Source organism: Litoreibacter sp. JB4-2, from assembly GCF_055693445.1.
This window is the reverse complement of record NZ_CM146334.1, coordinates 2,606,844-2,627,858: the sequence shown is the minus strand read 5'-3', so window position 1 is coordinate 2,627,858 and position 21,015 is coordinate 2,606,844. Positions and strand designations below refer to the sequence as shown.

Sequence of the window (21,015 nt, the reverse complement as noted above, 5' to 3'; positions counted from 1 at the left end):
ATCGCGATGCTCGGGTTTCGACAAGTCTCCCGAGAGACCGTCAGTTTATCTGGGCGAAGTGAATAAGCAATAATTCGATGCAGGCGTTACCACTCATTTTACAAGCAAGGCTGAACTCCAAACGACAAGAACAGCACCGCCGAGCTAAAAGCTCGAAATCAAAACCTTGTATTGGAATGCCACTTTTTGTTAGACGGTGCTACCACCACGAAGGAACCAAAATGAGCATCTCGATCAAAGACCTAGATCGCAAAGAACTACTGAAGCTTGAGAAACAAATTCAAGCGCGACTAAAGCGACTGGAAGAACAAGAGAAGAAGCAAGCCCTTGCTGCGCTCAAAAAGGCGGCCAATGCTAGCGGCTTTACACTGGAGGAACTGCTCGGCGCTCCATCCCACGCACCAACGAACAAAAAGACCAAAAGCGCCAAACCAAAAAACCCAGGTAAACCTGTTTACGCTCATCCAGAAAACCCAGCCCTTACATGGACTGGTAAAGGCCGTCAGCCTGCTTGGTTCAAGGAAGCGCTTGAAGCGGGCAAGAAAGCGGACGAGCTAAAAATCAAATAGCCTTCGTGGCCTGTGCAAAATAATCGGAAGCGGCTTCGTTTGGAGCCGCTTTTCTTATATGGGTATTAAACGGAGCTATTTTTGGCATCCTAAAAAAAACGCGCTCAACTTTCTCTAAACGCCCGCGTAAAATAATCTGTCAGCGGTTTCGCGAGATAGCTCAGCGGAGAGCGGTCACCAGTTTTAATGTAGGCCTCGACCGGCATGCCAGGTAGTAGGTCTTGGCCTCCGAGCTTGTCGAGTTCGCCGTCATCGGGCAGGAGCTCTGCCTGGTAGAAGGACAGACCCGTGGCCTCATCGGTGAAGACATCGGCTGAAAGGTTGGCTACGCGGCCGAATATCTCTGGCGTGAGGCGTTGGTCGAATGCGGTGAAGCGCAAAGAGACTTCCTGCCCAATCTGTACCTGATCAATATGGATCGCCTCGATCCGCGTGGCGACAATCAGCGGTTGGTCTTGCGGGATCACATACATGATGGGCTCGGCGGGTGAGACGACGGCTTGGCGAGCGAAGACGTTTGATCCGTAGATGACACCGGAAACGGGCGCGCGAATGTCCATACGCGACAGGGTCTCGCGCACAGATAAACGTCGCTCGGCCAGCTCAATCTCACGATACTCAAGGTCGCGCAAGGTCGCGATGGCCTCTTCCTGCCGGGCGGTGGTGAGCTTTATGACTTGTATGTCGAGCGCCGCGAGCTGGCCGCGAAGCTGCGCAATAGTTGCATCCAGTTGGCCAATCTCACCCAAGAGTCGGGCTTGCTCCCGTTGCAAAGACGAGACGCGGGAGGCTTGGATCAAGCCCTTCTCGAACAGCTCAGCGCTATCGGCAAGCTCATTGCTGATCAGCTCATCCTGGGTTTTGAACGCTTGCAGCTGCGCTTGAGCCCCAGCTATCTGGTTATGGGCTTGGGCAATCTGTTCCTGAAGTTGTTTGGCTTCGCGTGCCAACGAGTCCACGCGCGCGTCAAACAATCGGGTTTGCCCATCAATCAGATCTTGCACCTCGGGCCGCTCACCAGCAGCTTCTCGAAGTTCGTCTCGCAGAGTCAGTTCTAGCGCACCATCGCGCTCTGCTTCTAGCCTGGCCCGCCGCGCCATTATCTCAAACAGCTGGCCCTCGACGATGGCGAACTCTGATTGCAACAATGTCTTGTCGAGGCTCAAAACAATATCACCGGCCGCCACAGGGTCACCATCACGCGCTAGAATACCGCCCACGACACCGCCTTCAGGGTGCTGGATCACTTGGCGATTGCTTTCCAGTTGGATCAAGCCAGACGCGATCACAGCCCCCGCAATCCGAGACTGAACGCTCCACACGCCAATCACACCGATCAAGATCACCAGAGCTAGAAAGCCAATCGCTAGCGGCAGTCGCGCCCGCCAAACTGGTTTTTGGTATGCGTCGCTCACGCTTCTGCCCCAGTCTGGACCGATGTATTGATCGATTTGTGAATGTCATCAGCATTGCGCAGCATCGAGCGCATCACCTCATCGCGCGGGCCGTCCGCTTCAATTTTACCTTCCTTCATCACGATCAACCGGTCGCATTCGGCAATGGCGCTCGGACGGTGGGTCATGATCACAACTGCCTTTTCTTCCCCCTTAAACTCGCGAATGGCGCGGTTCAGCGCGGCTGACCCCTCTGCATCCAATGCCGAATTTGGTTCATCCAGGACAAGAAGCACCGGGTCTTCATAGAAGGCGCGCGCTAGTGCAATACGCTGGCGTTGCCCGCCTGAGAGCTGACTGTCCTGGCCTTGAATGATGGTCGTATAACCAACGGGTAGGTTCAGGATCATCTCATGCGCGTTAGCTTTTTGCGCGGCTTGGATCACCCGCGCCTCATCAGGGCTGTCTGACATGCGGGCGATGTTCTCGGCCACAGTGCCGTTGAAGAGGGTCACCTGCTGCGGCAGGTATCCGATAAAGCCACCCAGATCGTCGGGATCATATTGATCAAGGGTGGCGCCCCCAAAGCGCACATCGCCTGCTGCTGGGCGCATGAGACCGAGAATGGTTTTGGCCAACGTTGACTTTCCCGCTCCACTATTGCCAATGACGCCCAAAACTTGTCCCGGCTGCACGTCAAGCGTGATCCCGTAAAGCGTCGGACGCTTTGCATCAGGAGCGAAGACCGAAACGCCTTTGAGCCGAAGCTGCGCCTCTGGCCGCGGTAGCTTGATCGTCTCTGCATCCGGCGGCGTTTCTTCCAAGAGCTTGCCGAGCAGGGACCAACCGGAACGGGCGCGCTGCACCGTGGGCCATTGTCCAATGGATTGCTCAATAGGCGCTAGAGCGCGACCTAACAGTATAGAGCCCGCGATCATGGCCCCGGCTGTGAGTTCGCCGCGCAGGACAAGCCAAGCCCCCATGCCCAGCATCGCTGATTGCAACAATAGCCTGAAGGATTTGGTGAGTGCGGAGAACAGCCCTGTCCAGTCGCTGGCCCGGATGGTTTGCTGAACCGCGCTGTCGCGCACTTTGTGCCAACGACCTGCAATTGATCTGCTCATCCCTTGTGAGCGCACGATCTCTGCTGCAAGCCGCGCTTGCTCCGAGAAGGCATGCGCTTGTGCGGAGGCTGATTGCGCCTCAAGCGTTTTGGAACGGGTCAACCAATTGTTCAAAAGCGTCACGATGATCAGTGTCACACCGCCTGCCAGCGCCATCCAGCCCAAAAGCGGATGAAACACAAAAATCGCAGCAATGAATAGCGGCGTCCACGGCACATCAAACAGCGCGAGCATCGCCGGAGAGGTGAAAACCGATTGCATAGCCTCAAGATCACGCAGACCCGATGACGGTGCAGACCGAAACTTCGGCAATAGCGATCGCTTCATCACTGCATCAAAGACACGCCCATCTAATTCCGTCTGAAACCGCGCGCCAAAGCGGGCCAGGACCCGCCCACGGGCATAGTCGAGCACCCCCATCAACATATAGAGTGCTGCCACCAGCAGAGACAGCGCCACCAGCGTCTCCTCAGACCGCGACGCCAGCACCCGGTCATAGACCTGAAGCATATAAAGCGGGCCCGTCAGCATCAGGATATTTACAAAAACACTGAACAAAAACACACTACCCAACAGCCAAGTGCCGGCTCGACGCGCTTGGCGAAGTTCGGGAAGGCCGGGTTTAAGCGCCATTTAGTCGGTACCCGCGCCTAAGTTCTTATAGTCTTCCACGTCAAATGATGCTCGGTTCCTATACAAACAGGAAGTCCTCTTCGGTTAGAAGCGAAAAATCTACCCCTTGAATTGAAACTGCCCCGTTGGTCCAAGACACTAGTGCGTCGGAGCCATTCTGAGAAATGCCCAAATCATTGAAATCAAGACCAGCAATTTGTAGCAAATCACTTCCGTCTTCGAAATCAACGATTGTGTCGGTTCCACTGTCTTCGTTGGAATAAAAAACAAATAGGTCTGCGCCAACGCCACCATCCAAGGTATCATCTCCAGTCCCACCAATAAGTGTATCGCGTCCTATCGCACCAATGAGGTGGTCATTGCCATCCCCACCATTTAGGTAGTCTCCTGCGTCGGAGTCAGAAAGTGAGACAAAACTCCAGATACCGGTTGTTCCAGAGTGCGTAATAACCAGATCGTCGACACCGTCGCCGTCAAAATCGCCTACGTCGTTTGTGAAACTGCCACCGACATCTGGAAGGCTATTGGTCAGTTGGTGTTCAACAACACTTTCAAAACCTCCTAGCCCATCACCCTCAGCCAGGTAAGCTGTGAGCCCTCCCGACGATGAGTAAATTACGGCTAGGTCCGAAAAACCGTCTCCATTAAAGTCGCCGATCCGTTTATCAAACTGGTTAGTTGACCCAAAAGTAGCACTCCCAGAATCTATCTGTCCTGATGTGTTGCCAAGGTATACACCATCTCCAGAACCGGTGACCGTCTGAAATGTTCCATCTCCGTTACCGAGTGCGGTGTATGCCCAAACTCCGGCTGAGCCGGAATAGAACACGACAAGATCGGCGACCCCGTCACCATTAAAATCACCAACATCATTTTGGTAGGTGCTATTGCTGCCAAACGAAGCTCTTTCAGAAGCAAGCTGGCCCGAAGTTCCTCCCCGTATTGGCCGGAACCCGCGCCGATTAAGGTCTGGTAACTTCCATCGCTGTTTCCCAAAGCAGTATAAGCCCATACACCTGAACTTCCGGAATAGATCAGACCAAGATCGTCGATACCATCACCGTTAAAGTCAGCAAATTTTGAAGTATAGAGATTGGTGCTGCCAAAATCAGTTCGTTCAGAAGAGAGCTCACCTGATTGCTCCCCGTTATAAGTGCCTACACCTCGGCCAACCAGTTCCCCAAACGACCCATCGCCGTTACCGAGAGCAGAATATACCCAAACACCGTTCGAACCTGTGTGGACGATCCCAACATCTCCCAATCCATCACCGTTAAAATCGCCCGTATGCTCAACATACGATGTTCCAAAGTTCGTTCGAGCTGAAAGCAGCTGGCCAGAAACACCACCTTGGTATTCGCCATGGCCGCCTGCGACGACTGGTTCGAACGTGCCGTCGCCACGGCCTAAGGACGAATAGACCCAAACCCCACCATTACCAGAATGGATGTTCAACAAGTCGTCGACTTGATCACCATTCAAGTCATTTACGTGATCACTATAAGTGCCGGTCGAACCGAAATTTGATCGATATGAAGCTAATTGTCCCCCAATTGTAGATTCAAATCCATTTGAGACGCCGCCACCGTTGAGCACATCGTTACCAGCGCCGCCGATCAAGATATCGGAGTCGTTACCTCCAATCAGATTGTCAACTCCATCTCCACCATCCAGAATGTCTTGATAGGCGCCGCCGAAAAGCTGATCAGAGCCGCCTTTCCCCTCGATGAAAACGCCCAGAGAAGCCATAGAGGCATCAATGGAATTGCTAGCGTTATCACCCACCGCTCCATTGAAGCCCACCGAAAGAACAGCGTTAGCTGGATATTCTTCTACAATTGATGCATCTACATCGTGTAAAAGCATGTAGGAACGAGATTCTGAAAAATGTAATCCATTTAGCATCTTATTTAAGTCGAGAAATTCCACGTTGCGGCCATTCTCAAAATTATACCGGTGACCAATGGAAGTGACTTCGCGAATAAAACCTATTCCTTCATACAGGAAGGAAAAGTCGCCAACACCCCCAACAATCTTTTCATCTCCTTTATAGTATGAAGAAAAACCATGCCTGGTCACTCCAAAAAAGAAAACATCGTCTTCGATGTCATCAAATGGTGATTGATCATCATATGTCAGATCAATTTGGCTAATTCCCACTTCTGATAGTGTCTTAAGCTCACCATCATCGGTCTCACCATTCAAATTGGAATCTTGCCATACATGTAACTCGCTCCATACCGAATCCGCACTATCGAGCTTAGTGTCATTGTTTAAATCGAAAGCTCGACTGATTGCTTGAAGATCAGTATCACCTTCATTCCCCCAATTTGACCAAACTATTTCCTTAGCTTGATCAATAACTCCGTCGCCACTTCCTCTTGACCCATCTGAGTTCAAATCAATGACAAGAAATCCGTCGTCTTGTCCAATCCAAGAGCCAAACTCTCGCGAACCATCTGCGTCCCAATCAAAAGCTACCGATCCGTTAACTAAAACCTCGACACCATCACCATCGAGATCAAGTAAAATAGGTTTTGCAGTACCGTCAGTCGAATTATCTGGCCGTGGCTGTGGGCGAGGACTTTCTTCACCATCCTCGTTTGTTGTTGTATCACTTGCCCAATCTCTGTAGTCAGCAGACAAGTCTCGCGTGTAGTCATAACTATATTCATCGCCGACAACGTTGTCTCCTATTGCACCATCAACAAATGAATATGGGCGGGCGTTCCCATTTGAATCATAATAGATACCAGTTTGCCCGTTTGTTGCTGCTTTAACCGCTTCGTTAAGGTCAATAGGTGGGTTTCGATCGATAATTTTGTCAATAGCCGTCGTCATCCTAGGATCGTTGAACTCATCAACGATCAGATCGCCGTTGAACGCAGCGTACTCTATGGCTTTTTTGACTTCTTCCCACGACAAGCCTAGTTCCCGCCCTATACTCCCAATCTTTATTCCAACTTCGTTATTGTAAAGGTCTTTAATTGCATCTGGGTTTGTTACACCCTGAAGCCCTTCGCCTGGACTATAGTCTCCGCCAAGAATCTCTTTGGCATACCCCAAATCTCGAGCGTTTTGATCCAGCATAGGTCCAGGGACCCTTGGGCTACCAAATGCTATTTTGGCCGTATCGTATGCGTGAGCCAGTGCATTCGTCTCATAGCGCCCGTTCTGTAGGCCATCAAAACCAATGTTCGACGCAAATTCTTCCGCCTCTCTAGCCTTAAAGGCGACAATTTTGCCCCATGTGTCTCTAACTATATCTTTAATACTCAAGACTAATCCCCCGTATAAATCCAGATTTGACTTACTTATTTTTCTGCAATTATTACTCTTATGACCTCTCGTGATGGAATTTGAACTGAACCAGTATTCTTGGGCAATCCCTTTACTGGCACACTCATGTTTCTTTCAATAGTTACTACTGACTTGAAGTCAGAAAAGCACGTGTTGACCGGCCAACCTAAAATATATTTCTCAGTATCGGCCTCTCTGAAAAGTCCATTGGACAATTCAGAAAGCAGAATTTTGTTATCTGATATTAAGTAGAAATAGGTTTCATTTTCTAGAGCAAACCTGTCGTTCCAGTATGGGTATGAAACACCGAAACTCTTTAGTACTTTCTTACTACTATTAAACTCGCCTATTCCACATATCATACTCGCTTCTGGAAAAATTTCCTGTAATTGAAAGCCGGAGCCTTGAACTAATCTAGATAGTATTTTGTCCTCATTCGGTTCACTTTGGGCGGAAGAAAATCGATATAGAGTAATAGCCCCCAAAAACAACAGGGCGATAATCGAGATCACCTTCTTATTGAATATTTTTTGCATAGTTTCCTCCTGCAAAGTCATACCCTATACGCTTAATAAATTTATGTGTTCGCCCCAAATCGACTCCTGATGAGACGTGGAATAGGACCTCAGAGGCTCCGCGCGCTCGCGACCAACTCTCAATGCCTTTGAGCAAACCAAGTGCGACACGCCCACCTCTAAGTGAATGACGAACGTCTTTAACGACATTCAAATTGTGCACGGTCGTGACTAATACACCAGTTCCAATATGATACTCACCAACAGTACAATGAGCGGCCCCTGCAATCTTGCCATTATACCGACACAGCAAGATACCATGGCGTTTGCGATCGGACAGAGCGCGATTGATAATTAACCGAACTTTTTCTGGTGCGAATTGTATATATGAAAACCGGCTTTCTGCATGGGATTTCTCAGCCAGATCAACTAATTCTTCAATGGCTGCAGGCGTTTCAAGTACTTCAAATGCCACCCCAGAAGCGATGCGCACATTTGGCGCCGCGTCCGCCCCCGCTACATATTTCACTCGCGAATACCCTCAGTATACCTTCTGATCCGCTGTTATCACAGGCGCATCTGGGCGGTCAACAAAGGCAGGTGCGAGATGTTGGGAGTAGGTAATTTCGCGTTCCCATTCACCAATCAGGTATGTTGCTTCAAGCTCTAGATCAGAACGCTTGATGATATAGTCCTCGGGTTTTGGCAGATGGTCTGATAATGTCCAACAAAACGTGAGCCTGTTGCCATCATTATCAGCGACGCAGCCATCTTTCGTTGGCATATCGCCCATAGAGAGTATGGTATCTTGCCGTGATACATCCTGTCCATCGCTCAGGAATAATCGTGTAACTAGCTTATCACCGATGGTCTCCTTGACCAACTTAGCGATCTTGTGTCGCTTGAACTGGGTTGCGAACGACTACACTCTAAGCGTGGAAATGCCCGAATTTGGGTCAGGACTCGAACCTCTAAACTAAAATTGTGCCCGGGTACCGGTGTGTATATCAGGTATTTTCAAAACAAGCATATTCGTTTTTATTCAGATACTTAAGGCTGCTGTATTGAGTCCTCTCCTGGCACCAAATCACTCAAAAATCCCCAAAATGGTTGCGAATAAGTAAGCTGGCATCTGCCTTGCCGGGTCTTTCGGTGTCCGACAAGAGTTTCAGGCAGTTTGCGGCTAGCTTTTTCATCTTTCAAATGCGCTGAACCATGTTGACAACGTGAACAGCGCATCAATATCATTTGCATGCAAACAAAACTCAGATCTTGGGCGAGGTGCATGTACCACACTCCTGTAAAACTGGCTGAGGCGTTGCAGATCGTCGCAGAAGGCAACGGGAAGATCGTCGCAGGCGGGACGGACGTCTACCCCTCTGCACAACAAGGCAAACCCCCGGCCTTTTTTCTGGATGTGACACGGATCGAGGGGCTGAATACGATATCTGTATTTGACGATGGGTTTCGGATTGGGTCTGCGGTGACTTGGTCTCAGCTTATCAAAGCTGACCTACCGCCTGCTTTTGACGCGCTCAAGCAGGCAGCCCGCGACGTTGGAAGTGTTCAAATTCAAAACGTCGGAACTCTTGCGGGGAACCTTTGCAATGCGTCGCCAGCGGCGGATGGTGTACCGCCCTTGTTGACGCTGGACGCGTTGGTGGAAATGGAAAGTTCAGCTACGGGAAAACGCGTTCTGCCACTTTCAGAATTCCTGTTGGGGGCAAGGCGCACAGCGCTTGCGCCAGATGAAGTTGTTACGACTATCATTGTGCCAGCTCAGCCGCCAGGTATGGCGTCCGCATTTGAAAAGCTCGGAAGCCGCCGATACTTGGTGATCTCTATCACGATGACGGCCGCGAATATTGCCTGCGATGACACCGGAAAAATTACTGAGGCGCGTATTTCTGTTGGGGCCTGCTCCCCTGTTGCTCGCCGGTTGTCGGCGCTCGAAGCCAGCCTGATTGGGCAAACTGCCGATAACGTCACTATTGATACACAGCATCTCAAGGAGCTCGCGCCTATTCATGATGTGCGTGGAACCTCGGAGTTCAGGTTTGATGTGGTCGCGGAACAATGCGCCCGCGCCATCAAAAGGGCGGCCAGAAATGGACGATAGCGTTTCCTTGAAAGGCTCCGCTTTTGTCTTGAACGGTGTCCCCGTTGAAGGCTTTCCCGCCCCCGGCACCCGTCTGTCCGAATTGCTGCGCGAAGACATGGATGCGCGGGACGTCAAAATTGGCTGCAATGCGGGCGATTGTGGTGCGTGCACCGTGTTAGTCGATGGCGCGCCGGTCTGCGCCTGTCTTATGCCTGCCCAACAGGCCGAAGGCAAAAATGTTGAAACGCTGCGCGGGTTGCGCGGGTCTGACCCAGTCGCGGAAGCGTTGGCAGACAGTTTTCAAAAACAAGGCGCCGCACAATGCGGGATTTGCACGCCGGGCATGATGGTCTCGGCGGTCGCACTATTGCGCGAAAACCCCAACCCCACCGAAGAAGATGTTAAAGATGCGCTCGGCGGCGTTCTATGCCGCTGCACGGGTTACCGCAAAATAATCGACGCCGTTATGTATGCTGAACCGTCAACACAGGAAGCGTCAGGACAAGTTGGCGATGCAATAGAACGCGTCGATGGCGCCGGAAAACTGGCAGGCACTGAGGCCTTTGGTGATGACGTTGCCCCTTCAGGCACGCTTGAGATTTTTGTCATCCGTTCGCCCTATGCGCGGGCTAGGTTTAAGCTTGGCGATCTACAAGCCTACCTCGCAACGCATCATGGGTTTGAGGCGGTGATTTCAGCCGCAGACATTCCGGGACAAAACGCCTTCGGCGTGATTCCGCAATTTGTCGACCAACCCGTTTTTGCCGAAGACGAAACCCGATACCGCGGGGAGGCGGTCGCCGCCGTGATCGGTACGCCGGATGCGATCAACGCCTTGGACCCAGATGATTTCCCGGTGACATGGGAGGAGCAAGACGCCGTATTGGACGTCACGTCCGCGCAGCAGGCACAAGCAGGCCAATTGCACGCGGGGCGGGATCGCAACGTGATGTGCAGCGGCTTTGTACAATGTGGTGATGCGCAGGCGGCTTTGGCCGATGCGGACATTGTGGTTGAAGGCCACTATGAAAGCGGATTTGTCGAACATGCCTATATTGAGCCTGAGGCCGGATATGCTGAGGTGATTGACGGCCGTGTTGTCGTCCATGCCTGCACCCAGGCCCCGGTGATGGACCGCGACGCACTGGAGGCGATCCTGGCGATGGACGCCTCCCAAATCCGCATCGTTCCAACGGGTGTTGGCGGCGGATTTGGGTCCAAACTGGATATTACGGTGCAGCCATACCTTGCCCTTGCAGCGCTGAAGACGGGCAAGCCCGTGCGCCTGACCTATACCCGTACTGAATCAATGCAGTCGTCGACCAAACGGCACCCGTCCGACATTCGCCTGCGGATCGGGGCAACGCGGGCAGGCAAGATTTCTGGGTTTGATTTTTATGGCGAATTTGACACTGGCGCCTACGCAAGCTGGGGGCCAACCGTGGCCAATCGAGTGCCAGTCCACGCGTCCGGCCCCTACCGCGTCGCGGATTACCGCGCCGAATCCAAAGGCATCCACACAAACAACCCACCCGCAGGCGCATTTCGCGGTTTCGGGGTCCCGCAATCCGCGATTGCGCAAGAAAGTCTGTTTGACGTCTTGGCCGAGAAACTTGGTATGGACCCGCTTGAATTCCGCATTCTCAACGCGCTTGAAAACGATATGCCAACGGTATGTGGCCAAATGTTCAAGCAGGGTGTTGGCATAAAGGCCTGTTTTGAAAGTCTGAAACCCGCCTGGGCGCAGGAACGCGCAGACGCCGCCGCCTTCAACACAGACAATGCCACCGTGAAACGCGGGGTCGGTATAGCGGCTGGGTGGTATGGCTGCGGGAACACTTCTTTGCCAAACCCGTCCACGATCAAATCCGGTGTGTTGGCTGATGGCACAGTCGTATTGCACCAAGGCGCGATGGATATCGGGCAGGGCGCAAACACCGTGATTACACAGATTTTTGCAACCGCCCTTGGCGTTCCGGTGGCACAGATCAAAATCATTGGACCCGACACAGATGTCACCCCGGATGCGGGCAAGACCTCTGCTTCCCGTCAGACCTATGTATCTGGAAATGCCGCCCGCCTTTCGGGTGAAGCGCTGCGCGCCAGCATTCTGGAAAAGATGAACGTGGCGCCCGACGCTGAGCTAACAATTGGGAATAGTCGCATTGTCGCGACAGACAGCGCTGGGTCACAAGAATTGCTGCTAAGCTCACTCTCGCCGGACACAGAAGCCTTCGTATTTCGCGCTGAAGAAACCTACGACCCGCCCACACTGCCACTGGATGAAAATGGTCAGGGCGTGCCCTACGCCCAGTTTGGCTATGCTGCGCATTTGGTCGTGGTTGAGATTGATACCGCACTGGGAACAACCAAGCCGACAAAGTTCGTCGCCGCCCATGATGTCGGCAAGGCAATCAACCCAATGCTGGTCGAAGGTCAGGTTCATGGCGGGATAGCGCAGGGTCTTGGTATGGCCTTGATGGAAGAATACCTGCCCGGGCGCACGGAAAATCTGCACGACTACTTGATCCCCACCATCGGCGACATTCCCCCAATCGAAACCATCATCATCGAAGAGCCGGACGAACACGGGCCCTACGGCGCCAAAGGTTTGGGGGAACATGTTCTTATCCCCACGGCCCCGGCAATTTTGAACGCGATACATGATGCAGTTGGCGTTCGGATCACGCAGGTCCCGGCGACTCCGTCCCGAGTGCGCGCAGCGATAAAGGCAAAAACGCAATGAAGGATGCCACAAAGCCCGAAAAAATCCGCTGCGACGCTTGTCCTGTCATGTGCTTCATCGCGGATGGTAAATCTGGTGCATGTGACCGCTATGCAAATCACGGCGGCGATCTGATCCGTCTTGATCCGCTGACGATCATCGAAGGAACCGATCAGAAACTGGTTCCGTTCCTCAAAGATGGCACATCAGATGATTGGGACGGCGATATCGTCAAAGGGGACCGCCCGTTCGTGACCGCCGTAGGCGCTGGCACGACCTATCCTGACTATAAGCCCGCGCCCTTTATCGTCAGCCAAGAGGTTGAAGGCGTCGATATGGTCACCATCGTGACGGAGGGGATTTTTTCCTACTGCGGCGTCAAAGTGAAAATCGACACGGATCGCCACATTGGACACGAACGCGACGTCGTGCGGGTGGACGGCGAACCCATCGGGCATGTCATGACCTCCGAATACGGGTCGAAGATGTTGTCTTTGGGTGGCGTCGAACATCTGACAGGTGGGTCCAAGAAGGAAGGGCGTGTCACCTGTGACGCGCTTTTGGGACTGTGCAATCGCGAGGCCGTCGAGGTGCAGATCGGCGACGGCGATCAAACAACAACCGTTGTTATTCAAGCGGGCCAGGCACCGATCATCAATGGGACGCCAGAAAAACTGATGCGGGTCGGATGCGGGTCGGCCACCATCGGGATGTTTGCAAAGCAATGGCTCCATCATGCCGACGATGTTGTGGTCGTCGACGATCACATCACAGGCGTCCTGTCCGAGCACGAAGCCGGCAAACAATTGGATGTTCCGCCAACAGGCATCAAAATCATCGGTCGCAGGTCCACGCCCGGACGCTATTTTCAGGTAGCGCAGCCGGGCACCGGATGGGGCGGGACAGACATCGATGATCCGCTGAAAATCCTTGGGCCATTCAAACCGGCCGTGGCCTGGGAAGGCTTGCGGCTTTTGATGGTATCAACGACCGGGGAGCAATTCGCATATTACGAGCTGGACGCAGACCTCATCCCGCAACCAGCCGCGATGCCGGACACACTGACCGCTTCGGCCGAGCTGATCGCAGAGAATTGCGAGCCTTCGATATGCTCGGTGCTGTTCATGGGCGGCGCGGGCGGCAGCCTTCGGGCTGGCGTGACAGAAAACCCGATCCGCCTAACCCGGTCGGTCAAGGATTCATTAACCCACGTGTCTTGCGGCGGCGCCGACAGCTATGTTTGGCCCGGCGGCGGGATCACCGTCATGGTTGATGTTCTTGATATGCCTTCAGGCTCATTTGGATATGTCCCAACCCCGGCACTGGTTGCCCCAATCGAGTTCTCCTTGCGCGTCAGTGACTATCGCACACTCGGTGGTCACATGGACGAAATCCGACCTATTGCCGCGACCCAGACAGAAGACCTGCGCAAAGTCGGGAAAAACACCCGTGGCCATGACCCCATGTCACATGCCAATTTTCGTTGGTCCAAGAAGGACGGGTCTTGATGGGTCCGACAGCGCACTTGTTGTCTGGCGGGACCCGGCTTCATTTGCAGCATGGGCCGATAGATTTGATTATTGGCGTAGACGGTGACAAGCCCCGCGCATTTGCAGCAGCCCAAGATCGGTTTGCGACGATTCTGGAAACGCTTGTGACGGAGCTTGCGATATTACGCGCGCCTATCACACCAGTAAGCGACAGGCCGCAAGGCGCAGTCGCAAGGCGTATGGATCACGCGACCCGCGCCCATGGCACAGGCGTTTTCGTAACACCCATGGCCGCCGTCGCAGGCGCCGTCGCGGATGAGGTTCTAAGCGCCATGACGGCCGCCGCAGAAATGCAGCGCGCCTACGTCAATAACGGCGGCGACATCGCGCTGCATCTTTCCGCTGGCACGACCTACACGACAGCTATTGCAAGCCATGATGGCCGTGACTTGGGTCGCGTAGAAATCAGCTATGACGATCCAGTACGCGGGATCGCGTCCAGCAGCCGCCATGGGCGCAGCCTGAGCCTAGGGATTGCCGACAACGTCACGGTTTTGGCCAGCAACGCCGCCAAAGCGGATGTCGCAGCGACCCTGATTGCAAACGCGGTCGATATTGGGGACCACCCCGCCATCCTGCGCCGCCCTGCCAGTGATCTTGTAGACGAAAGTGATCTGGGTGATCAGCTTGCGGTTGCGAACGTTGGCGCGCTTTCCAAAGCCGAAATGCACAAAGCCTTGGGTAAAGGCCTCACCTATGCAAATGGCTTGGTCGCGCATAAACAGATCCTGGGCGCGGCGCTGTACCTTGGCGCTGAAAACTGCACCACCCGGTCGCCCCAGTTCTTAGGTCCTGAAAGGATACTCGCACATGCCTGACGTCGTCTTGCGGAAAATGGTCACCTCGACCGAAGAGGTTTTTCACGAAGGCGGGCCCGTCCCGGCGGTCTCACTTCGACGCGCGGCTACGCTCGCCATCATCGAGAATCCGTTCGCCGGGCGGTATGAGCCTGACATCCAACATTTCATGGAAGACCTTAAGCCGCTTGGCCTGCAAATGGCGCAAAAACTGATCGAGGCGCTGGGCGGTGCGGACCAGATCGAAGGCTACGGCAAAGGCGCGCTGATCGGCGAAGCAGGTGAGCTTGAGCATGGCGCGCTCTGGCACGCACCTGGCGGCTACGCGATGCGTCAGTTGTTGGACAATTCGAATGCAATCGTTCCGTCCTCCAAAAAAGTGTGCGGTTTAGGCGGGCGGTTAGATGTTCCGATCACGCATATCAACGCCTCCTATGTGCGCAGCCATTTTGATTCCATGGAAGTCGGAACCAGTGACGCGCCGCGCGCCAATGAACTTGCTTTCGTGCTGGTGATGAGCACAGGCGCGCGCATTCACAATCGGGCCGGTGGTCTCGCAGCTGCCGATATTGAGGGAAAGGATGGTTTAAGATGAGCGCTAAAATCAGAAAAATCGCGGTCAATATTGAAGAAACCCATCGCGAAATCGGACGCGAGATTTTGCCAGCGACGCGAAAGGCCGTCGCTGTTGCCGTGATCGAAAACCCCTTTGCCGGGCAGTATCAGGAGGACCTGACCCTGCTCATGGATATCGGCGCGGAGCTTGGCGCGTTGCTGGGCGATAAATGCGTTGCGGCACTGGGCATCGCACCCGCCGATGCGGAAAGCTACGGCAAATCCGCAATGGTCGGCGAGAACGGAGAACTCGAACATGCCGCCGCGATCTTGCATCCAAAGCTGGGCGCGCCGTTGCGTGCTGCCGTGGAAAAAGGGGCAGCTTTGGTGGCGTCTTCGAAGAAAATGGGAAGCCCGGGTCAAGTGCTGGATGTGCCGCTGGGCCACAAAGACGCGGCCTATGTGCGCAGCCATTTTGACGGTATCGAGGTCCGGCTGAATGACGCACCACGCGCGAATGAAATAATGGTGGCGGTTGCAGTGACGGACAGCGGGCGCCCGCTTCCCCGCGTCGGCGGTCTGACACATGAAGATGCCACAGGCGAGGACGGACTCCGCTAGGTTTGACACCCAGTCTCGGCGTGCATGCCCAACCGGGTTATGCAATCATGTGACAGCTATCGCTTCAAAGGCCATTTCAAATGGACTCTGCCCAGAAAGAAAAAAACCAAACCTACAACCTGGACGATCAGGTGGGTTTTTTGTTGCGTCTGGCGAGCCAGAGGCATGCTTTGATCTTTCAAAATCACATTTTCGGTAACCTGACCCCGACGCAATTTTCGACCCTGATGCGTCTGTCAGAGCATGGGCATGTGACCCAAAACCATCTGGGCCGCTTGGCGGCGATGGATATCGCAACAACCAAGGGCGTTGTCGACCGACTGAAAACCAAGGGATTGGTGCGCTCAGAAGCAGACAAAACCGACAAACGGCGGTCGGTCATATCTTTGACCGCGGATGGCTTGGCTTTGATTTCCGAACTTGAAACGGTCGGAAAAGCAATCACGCAAGAAACGCTGTCTCAGCTCAACAAACGTGAACAAGACACGCTGCTTTCGCTTCTCAAAAAACTGTCCTAGCGCAACATCAGGCACAGGGGCGGTCCAAGGTCCCCGGAAATGCGCAAAAATTTTGACCTCTAGAAGATCACAAAAGCCGCTCAGGCAGTCGCTGTGCTGGTGGGGTGTTCCTGCTGCGCTCGCTCCTGACGACGCCGTCGATGACGGTCATCCCAACACCCGGAAGATTTCCAAGCTGCACAGAGTCGAGCATTGTCTTGCCCGGCGCGTGTTGCGCCTGATCCAACAACACAAAGTCAGCGCACATACCCGCCTCGATCAACCCGGTGTCTAGCTTCCGCTGTCTAGCAGTATTACCGTTTCCAAAGCAAAAAGCGATCTCCGCCGGGACGTTGCCGAACGCCGACAGCATCGCGATCATCCGCAAAATGCCCAATGGTTGCACACCTGACCCGGCTGGTCCGTCAGTGCCAAGAATGACCTGATCCAATTTGCCCAACTCGCGCGCGGTGTTGACCGTAAGCACCGCCGCGCGTTCGTTGCCGTTATGGACAATCTCGAACGCTGCTTTGCAACTTTCGCACAGACAAATGATCTGGTCGTCGGGCAGAGCGGAATGGCCACCATTGATATGTCCGATCACATCGGTGCCGGTTTCTATGACCATGTCCGCGTCAATCAATCCCGACCCAGGGATCGACGGCCCGCCCGTGTGGATCGTGCTTTGCATGCCATATTTGCGAGCCCAGCCCACCATCTCTTGCGCGGTTTTCCCGTCTTTGACAGTGCCAAGCCCCACTTCGCCCAGAAGTTTGACACCCGCATCGGCCATGTCCTTGAAGTCTTGTTCGACCATGCCCTTTTCAATGACGGGTGCACCCGCATGCACCTTCATGCCGGAGGGGCGGAAATTTTCGTACCAGCGCTGCGATGCAATCGCCATTGCTTTCAAACCAACTATGTCTTTCGGCCGGCCCGGCATATGAACTTCGCCGGCGGAAATAAGCGTCGTCACACCGCCATGCAGCGTTGAATCGATCCAATGCAATTGCTGCTGCCTAGGGGTGTAGTCGCCAACGACTGGATGAATGTGGCTGTCGATCAAACCGGGCGCCAGAGTCACGCCATGCGCGTCAACAACGGTCGTCGCCTCGTCGCAATCCAGATCGCTCTCTTTCCCCCAAGCGGTGATCTTGCCGTCAATGGCGACCATGCAATCGCCGTCATAAATCGGGTCTTCCATCTTGCCAGACAGAATTTGACCAATGTTCTTAATGACAAGCTTTTCCATCGCGACCAGTCTCCCTTGTTTTATTATTAGCATACAAACATTTGGCACTGATACGTCAAGCCAGTCAGATCGTGATGAAGCTCATCCGTTTGGCGCAGGCCGTCAGACGCCCAAATACTTGGTCAACATAGCCGGTTCGGACCGCAGCGCAGACGCGTCGACAGTTTCACGATTTTGTCCGTTTTCAATAAACGTCACGCGATCAGCGATCGACAGAACAGCCTCAACCCGTTGTTCAACAAGGATGATCGCGTAGCCTTCGGCTTTCATCTTAACCACAACCTGACGGATCAATTCGATCATGGAGGGCTGCAACCCTTCGGTCGGTTCATCGAGCAAAAGAACCTTTGGGCGCAGGCACAGCGCCCGCGCCGTCGCCAGCATCTGTTGTTCCCCGCCCGACAGCGTCCCCGCAACTTGATCCAGCCGTTCGCGCAGACGCGGGAACAGATCAAGCACCCAATCGCGGGTATCTGCCCCTTCGCCGCGGGCCATCAGGCCCATTTCGATGTTCTCCGCCACTGTCAGTTCTTTGAACAATCGCCGACCTTGCGGGATGTAGCCCACCCCTTTGCGCGGAACCAAATGCGCAGGGATATCGCTGAGCAATTCACCGTCCAAACGCACCTCCCCCTGCGACAAAGGAAGCTGTCCCATGATGGCTTTCAAAATGGTGGACTTGCCCGCCCCGTTTCGGCCCATCAAGCAATGAATTTCGCCCGGATTGACCGACAAAGATACGCCAAACAGGACTTTGACCTGATCGTAGCCCGAATGAATATCGCTAATCTCAAGCATCGGGAGTTGACCCCAAATAAGCCGCCTGAACAGCTGCGTTCTTGCGAATTTCAGCAGGGGTTCCCGACGCAAGAAGGCGCCCTTGATCCAGGACCGTCACATAGTCTGCGGTCTCATTCACGACACGCATATTATGTTCGATCAGCAAAATCGTTGTCTCGCCTGCGAGCGATTTCATCAGCGTCACAAAGTCATCTACTTCTTGCTCGGACAGGCCTTGGGTGGGTTCATCGAGAATGAAGACCTTTGGATCCTGCGCCAAACCCATAGCGATTTCCAGAACGCGTTGGTGGCCGTAGCTTAGATCGCCCGCCGTCTGCTCTGCACGCTCAGCAAGTCCGATCCGGGCCAGAACCTCACGTGTCTTGGCATCATGGGCCTGTTTGTCTGTCGCCAGTTTAAGCCCCGCCGCCAAAGCAACATTGTCATAGACCGTCAGCCCCGGAAATATTGAGGTGATCTGAAACGTATATGCCATGCCCAATTGAATGCGCCTATGCGCAGGCAAGTTGCTGATGTCTTGTCCCTCAAATCTGACACTCCCGCGGGTTGGCATGGTGCGCCCGCTGAGCATTCCGACAAAGGTGGATTTGCCTGCGCCATTGGGGCCTATTAGGGCCGTGATCGCGCCTTTGCGTAGCTGAAAATCGATATCGACATTCGCTTCCACGCCGCCATAAATCTTTGTCAGACCCTGCGCTTCAAGAACACTTACGGAAGCCATGCGAACGCCCTCTTGCGTAGTGTTCCGACCAGCCCTTGCGGAGCGAACAGGGTCAAAAGGACCAGTGCGACACCGGCGATCAGCATGTAAGCGTTGGTATAGCTGCTTGAGACGTCAATCAGATAGAACATGAATATGACACCGATCAGCGGTCCAATGGTTGTCCCCGCACCACCCAGCAGAACCCAAAGCAGCGGGAAGATGGAATAATGCACCGCGGCAAAGCTGGCCCCGACATACCCAAACAGCAACGCATAAGCGGCACCGGCGACGCCCGAGAACAGCCCTGAAATAACCAGCGCCCTTAGCTTCAAACTGGTCGCATCATAACCCAGCATTCGAGCGCGTTCCTCATTTTCACGGATCGCAACAAGGCGTTTGCCAAAGGGCATCTGGACCAGTTTGGCGATCACAAGAAAGCTGACCGCGAACAGAATGTATGCCGTGAAAAACCGCGCTGTTTCGGTCGTCAGATCGATACCGGCCAGACTGCGCTGCGCTTGCTGGATCACAAACCCCTCGTCGCCGCGCGTGTATTCACCAAAATACAAGATCACCAGATAGACGGTCTGCGCAAACATTAGCGTCACAATCATGAAGGCGACACCGGCGGTGCGCAGCGCCAAGGACCCAACGATGAAGGCTAGCAAAGCCGCCGCCGCAATCCCAAGGGCAAAGGCCAATGCGACAGGCAACCCAAACAGGTTCACACCCAGGCCGAAACCGTACATGCCCGCCGCAAAAAACATCGCGTGGCCCAGGCTCAGAAGGCCCGTGTAGCCAAACAACAGGTTAAACCCCATCGCATAGATCGCCAGCAACATGATCCGTGAGAAGACCCCGACATGATAGGTCGGCAAGACAAAGAACAGGGCCAGAAGAATGGCCAATACGCTGACATGCAGAATGGTGGACTTCGTCGCCTGCGTCATGTCTCGGCTCGCCCAAGAAGACCCTGCGGGCGAAACACCAGGACCATCGCAACAAGGAACGTCGCTATGATCTTGGCAAGTGTTGGTGAAAAGAACACCGAAATGATCCCATCGCTCATGCCGATCAAAAGGGCTGCGATCACGGTTCCTGGCATGCTGCCGAGCCCGCCAATTATGACAACGATGAAGGCCAGCAACAGCGGGTCGCCGCCCATCAAATAATGTGCCTGTTGAATGGGAACCACCAGCACCGCGCCCAACGCAGCCAATGCCGCGCCCAAGCCAAAGACGTAGGAATAGACTTTGCCCACCGGCACCCCGAAGGCTTGTGCCGTGTCGCTATCTTGTTGCGTGGCGCGCATGATCAGCCCGATCTTTGTGCGCGTCAGAACCAACCAAAGCGCGACAAGTACGGTGGCGGCGGCCGCGATCACGAATAATTTGTAGCTAGTGGTACTCAGCCCCCACGGCCAGATCATCGCAAAACCGTTTTCGCCAAATTCAAACCACGGCAGGGACAGCCTCGTGTTGAACGGCGCTTGCACCGGGCGGGCCTCCGGGCCGTACAGGATCAGCGTCGATTGCTGGATGATGTAGAGCATCCCGATCGTGGCGACGATGGTCCGGTCAGGGTCATAGTTGAGCCGTTTCAAAATCAACCTGTCCGCACCGGCGGCAAGGCAGCCCACCATCACAGGGACAATCAACAATGCCGCGACAAACCCAATCGCCGGATGACCGCCAAGCGTCGTTGTGACCACCCAAGCAAGGACCGCCCCAAGCATAAAGAATTCGCCATGCGCCACGTTCACAACGCGCATGACCCCAAAAACAATGCTCAGGCCCATAGCCGTCAAAACAAGGATAGCCGAGATGACCGCCCCTTCAAGAGAGGCGAGCATCAAGTGAGGCCCAAATTCCATTGGCG

At 54.1% G+C, this 21,015-nt stretch carries 20 protein-coding genes; 8 read left to right on the top strand and 12 right to left on the bottom strand.

All coding sequences use genetic code 11. The features are described 5' to 3' along the window. The first annotated feature begins 221 nt into the window (after positions 1–221). Entirely contained in the window at positions 222–569 is a 348-nt protein-coding gene (locus ACZ1G7_RS13015) for an H-NS histone family protein (protein WP_472659819.1), read from the top strand. Positions 570–673: 104 nt separating this feature from the next. Here ACZ1G7_RS13015 and ACZ1G7_RS13010 read toward each other — a convergent pair whose 3' ends face one another. The 7 genes from ACZ1G7_RS13010 to ACZ1G7_RS12980 all read right to left on the bottom strand — a co-directional run bounded on the left by ACZ1G7_RS13010 (position 674) and on the right by ACZ1G7_RS12980 (position 8,418). Then, positions 674–1,984: an HlyD family type I secretion periplasmic adaptor subunit gene (locus ACZ1G7_RS13010; RefSeq protein WP_472659818.1), complete on the bottom strand. Its 1,311-nt coding sequence runs from the start codon at positions 1,982–1,984 to the stop codon at positions 674–676. Further along, positions 1,981–3,720, bottom strand: coding sequence for a type I secretion system permease/ATPase (locus ACZ1G7_RS13005; protein ID WP_472659817.1), 1,740 nt, complete (start codon positions 3,718–3,720; stop codon positions 1,981–1,983). Before ACZ1G7_RS13005 ends, ACZ1G7_RS13010 begins: the two co-directional genes overlap by 4 nt. Before the next feature lie 58 nt (positions 3,721–3,778). Next, a complete protein-coding gene (locus ACZ1G7_RS13000; protein WP_472663730.1) occupies positions 3,779–4,336 on the bottom strand; it encodes a calcium-binding protein in 558 nt (185 codons plus the stop codon). An 89-nt stretch (positions 4,337–4,425) separates the two neighbouring features. Continuing rightward, positions 4,426–6,999 (bottom strand): calcium-binding protein, encoded by a 2,574-nt coding sequence (locus tag ACZ1G7_RS12995; protein WP_472659816.1) that lies wholly within the window; start codon positions 6,997–6,999, stop codon positions 4,426–4,428. 35 nt (positions 7,000–7,034) lie between these two features. After that, on the bottom strand, positions 7,035–7,556 hold the full coding sequence (locus tag ACZ1G7_RS12990) for a hypothetical protein (protein WP_472659815.1): 522 nt from the start codon (positions 7,554–7,556) through the stop codon (positions 7,035–7,037). Further along, positions 7,537–8,064 carry a hypothetical protein gene (locus ACZ1G7_RS12985; protein ID WP_472659814.1) on the bottom strand — a complete coding sequence of 176 codons (528 nt, stop codon included), beginning with the start codon at positions 8,062–8,064 and terminating at the stop codon, positions 7,537–7,539. The genes ACZ1G7_RS12990 and ACZ1G7_RS12985 overlap by 20 nt, the downstream gene beginning before the upstream one ends. A 12-nt stretch (positions 8,065–8,076) precedes the next feature. Further along, entirely contained in the window at positions 8,077–8,418 is a 342-nt protein-coding gene (locus ACZ1G7_RS12980) for a hypothetical protein (RefSeq protein ID WP_472659813.1), read from the bottom strand. A 402-nt stretch (positions 8,419–8,820) separates the two neighbouring features. On the opposite strand from ACZ1G7_RS12980, the gene ACZ1G7_RS12975 reads away from it, so the two are divergent. From ACZ1G7_RS12975 to ACZ1G7_RS12945, 7 genes are all read left to right on the top strand, one after another. Then, positions 8,821–9,654, top strand: coding sequence for an FAD binding domain-containing protein (locus ACZ1G7_RS12975; protein WP_472659812.1), 834 nt, complete (start codon positions 8,821–8,823; stop codon positions 9,652–9,654). Beyond that, positions 9,644–12,382, top strand: coding sequence for a molybdopterin-dependent oxidoreductase (locus tag ACZ1G7_RS12970; RefSeq protein WP_472659811.1), 2,739 nt, complete (start codon positions 9,644–9,646; stop codon positions 12,380–12,382). The genes ACZ1G7_RS12975 and ACZ1G7_RS12970 overlap by 11 nt, the downstream gene beginning before the upstream one ends. Next, complete coding sequence (locus tag ACZ1G7_RS12965; protein ID WP_472659810.1) at positions 12,379–13,869, top strand: 6-hydroxynicotinate reductase; 1,491 nt, start codon at positions 12,379–12,381, stop codon at positions 13,867–13,869. The genes ACZ1G7_RS12970 and ACZ1G7_RS12965 overlap by 4 nt, the downstream gene beginning before the upstream one ends. After that, a complete protein-coding gene (locus tag ACZ1G7_RS12960) occupies positions 13,869–14,729 on the top strand; it encodes a UPF0280 family protein (protein WP_472659809.1) in 861 nt (286 codons plus the stop codon). Before ACZ1G7_RS12965 ends, ACZ1G7_RS12960 begins: the two co-directional genes overlap by 1 nt. Continuing rightward, a complete protein-coding gene (locus ACZ1G7_RS12955; protein WP_472659808.1) occupies positions 14,722–15,303 on the top strand; it encodes an amino acid synthesis family protein in 582 nt (193 codons plus the stop codon). The genes ACZ1G7_RS12960 and ACZ1G7_RS12955 overlap by 8 nt, the downstream gene beginning before the upstream one ends. Beyond that, positions 15,300–15,884 (top strand): amino acid synthesis family protein, encoded by a 585-nt coding sequence (locus ACZ1G7_RS12950; protein WP_472659807.1) that lies wholly within the window; start codon positions 15,300–15,302, stop codon positions 15,882–15,884. Before ACZ1G7_RS12955 ends, ACZ1G7_RS12950 begins: the two co-directional genes overlap by 4 nt. Positions 15,885–15,964: 80 nt before the next feature. Beyond that, on the top strand, positions 15,965–16,402 hold the full coding sequence (locus ACZ1G7_RS12945; protein ID WP_472659806.1) for a MarR family winged helix-turn-helix transcriptional regulator: 438 nt from the start codon (positions 15,965–15,967) through the stop codon (positions 16,400–16,402). A 67-nt stretch (positions 16,403–16,469) separates the two neighbouring features. On the opposite strand, the gene ACZ1G7_RS12940 is transcribed toward ACZ1G7_RS12945, so the two are convergent. The 5 genes from ACZ1G7_RS12940 to ACZ1G7_RS12920 form a co-directional block, all read right to left on the bottom strand. Next, positions 16,470–17,633: an amidohydrolase family protein gene (locus ACZ1G7_RS12940; RefSeq protein WP_472659805.1), complete on the bottom strand. Its 1,164-nt coding sequence runs from the start codon at positions 17,631–17,633 to the stop codon at positions 16,470–16,472. Positions 17,634–17,735: 102 nt separating this feature from the next. Next, the gene (locus tag ACZ1G7_RS12935) at positions 17,736–18,431 is read right to left on the bottom strand and encodes an ABC transporter ATP-binding protein (protein ID WP_472659804.1); all 696 of its coding nucleotides are present in this window, start codon (positions 18,429–18,431) and stop codon (positions 17,736–17,738) included. Continuing rightward, positions 18,424–19,155: an ABC transporter ATP-binding protein gene (locus ACZ1G7_RS12930; RefSeq protein WP_472659803.1), complete on the bottom strand. Its 732-nt coding sequence runs from the start codon at positions 19,153–19,155 to the stop codon at positions 18,424–18,426. Before ACZ1G7_RS12930 ends, ACZ1G7_RS12935 begins: the two co-directional genes overlap by 8 nt. Further along, positions 19,143–20,087, bottom strand: a complete 945-nt coding sequence (locus ACZ1G7_RS12925) for a branched-chain amino acid ABC transporter permease (protein WP_472659802.1) — start codon at positions 20,085–20,087, stop codon at positions 19,143–19,145. The genes ACZ1G7_RS12930 and ACZ1G7_RS12925 overlap by 13 nt, the downstream gene beginning before the upstream one ends. Beyond that, positions 20,084–21,010 (bottom strand): branched-chain amino acid ABC transporter permease, encoded by a 927-nt coding sequence (locus ACZ1G7_RS12920; RefSeq protein ID WP_472659801.1) that lies wholly within the window; start codon positions 21,008–21,010, stop codon positions 20,084–20,086. Before ACZ1G7_RS12920 ends, ACZ1G7_RS12925 begins: the two co-directional genes overlap by 4 nt. Between the last annotated feature and the right edge of the window lie 5 nt (positions 21,011–21,015).

Excerpts from the sequence above, each read along its gene's own strand:
- ACZ1G7_RS12970 (WP_472659811.1), top strand. The coding sequence starts at position 9,644 with ATGGACGATAGCGTTTCCTTGAAAGGCTCCGCTTTTGTCTTGAACGGT.
- ACZ1G7_RS13015 (WP_472659819.1), top strand. The coding sequence starts at position 222 with ATGAGCATCTCGATCAAAGACCTAGATCGCAAAGAACTACTGAAGCTT.
- ACZ1G7_RS12955 (WP_472659808.1), top strand. The coding sequence starts at position 14,722 with ATGCCTGACGTCGTCTTGCGGAAAATGGTCACCTCGACCGAAGAGGTT.
- ACZ1G7_RS12925 (WP_472659802.1), bottom strand. The coding sequence starts at position 20,087 with ATGACGCAGGCGACGAAGTCCACCATTCTGCATGTCAGCGTATTGGCC.
- ACZ1G7_RS12990 (WP_472659815.1), bottom strand. The coding sequence starts at position 7,556 with ATGCAAAAAATATTCAATAAGAAGGTGATCTCGATTATCGCCCTGTTG.
- ACZ1G7_RS13005 (WP_472659817.1), bottom strand. The coding sequence starts at position 3,720 with ATGGCGCTTAAACCCGGCCTTCCCGAACTTCGCCAAGCGCGTCGAGCC.
- ACZ1G7_RS12965 (WP_472659810.1), top strand. The coding sequence starts at position 12,379 with ATGAAGGATGCCACAAAGCCCGAAAAAATCCGCTGCGACGCTTGTCCT.
- ACZ1G7_RS12945 (WP_472659806.1), top strand. The coding sequence starts at position 15,965 with ATGGACTCTGCCCAGAAAGAAAAAAACCAAACCTACAACCTGGACGAT.
- ACZ1G7_RS12920 (WP_472659801.1), bottom strand. The coding sequence starts at position 21,010 with ATGGAATTTGGGCCTCACTTGATGCTCGCCTCTCTTGAAGGGGCGGTC.
- ACZ1G7_RS12975 (WP_472659812.1), top strand. The coding sequence starts at position 8,821 with ATGTACCACACTCCTGTAAAACTGGCTGAGGCGTTGCAGATCGTCGCA.
- ACZ1G7_RS12935 (WP_472659804.1), bottom strand. The coding sequence starts at position 18,431 with ATGCTTGAGATTAGCGATATTCATTCGGGCTACGATCAGGTCAAAGTC.
- ACZ1G7_RS12950 (WP_472659807.1), top strand. The coding sequence starts at position 15,300 with ATGAGCGCTAAAATCAGAAAAATCGCGGTCAATATTGAAGAAACCCAT.
- ACZ1G7_RS12940 (WP_472659805.1), bottom strand. The coding sequence starts at position 17,633 with ATGGAAAAGCTTGTCATTAAGAACATTGGTCAAATTCTGTCTGGCAAG.
- ACZ1G7_RS12930 (WP_472659803.1), bottom strand. The coding sequence starts at position 19,155 with ATGGCTTCCGTAAGTGTTCTTGAAGCGCAGGGTCTGACAAAGATTTAT.
- ACZ1G7_RS12960 (WP_472659809.1), top strand. The coding sequence starts at position 13,869 with ATGGGTCCGACAGCGCACTTGTTGTCTGGCGGGACCCGGCTTCATTTG.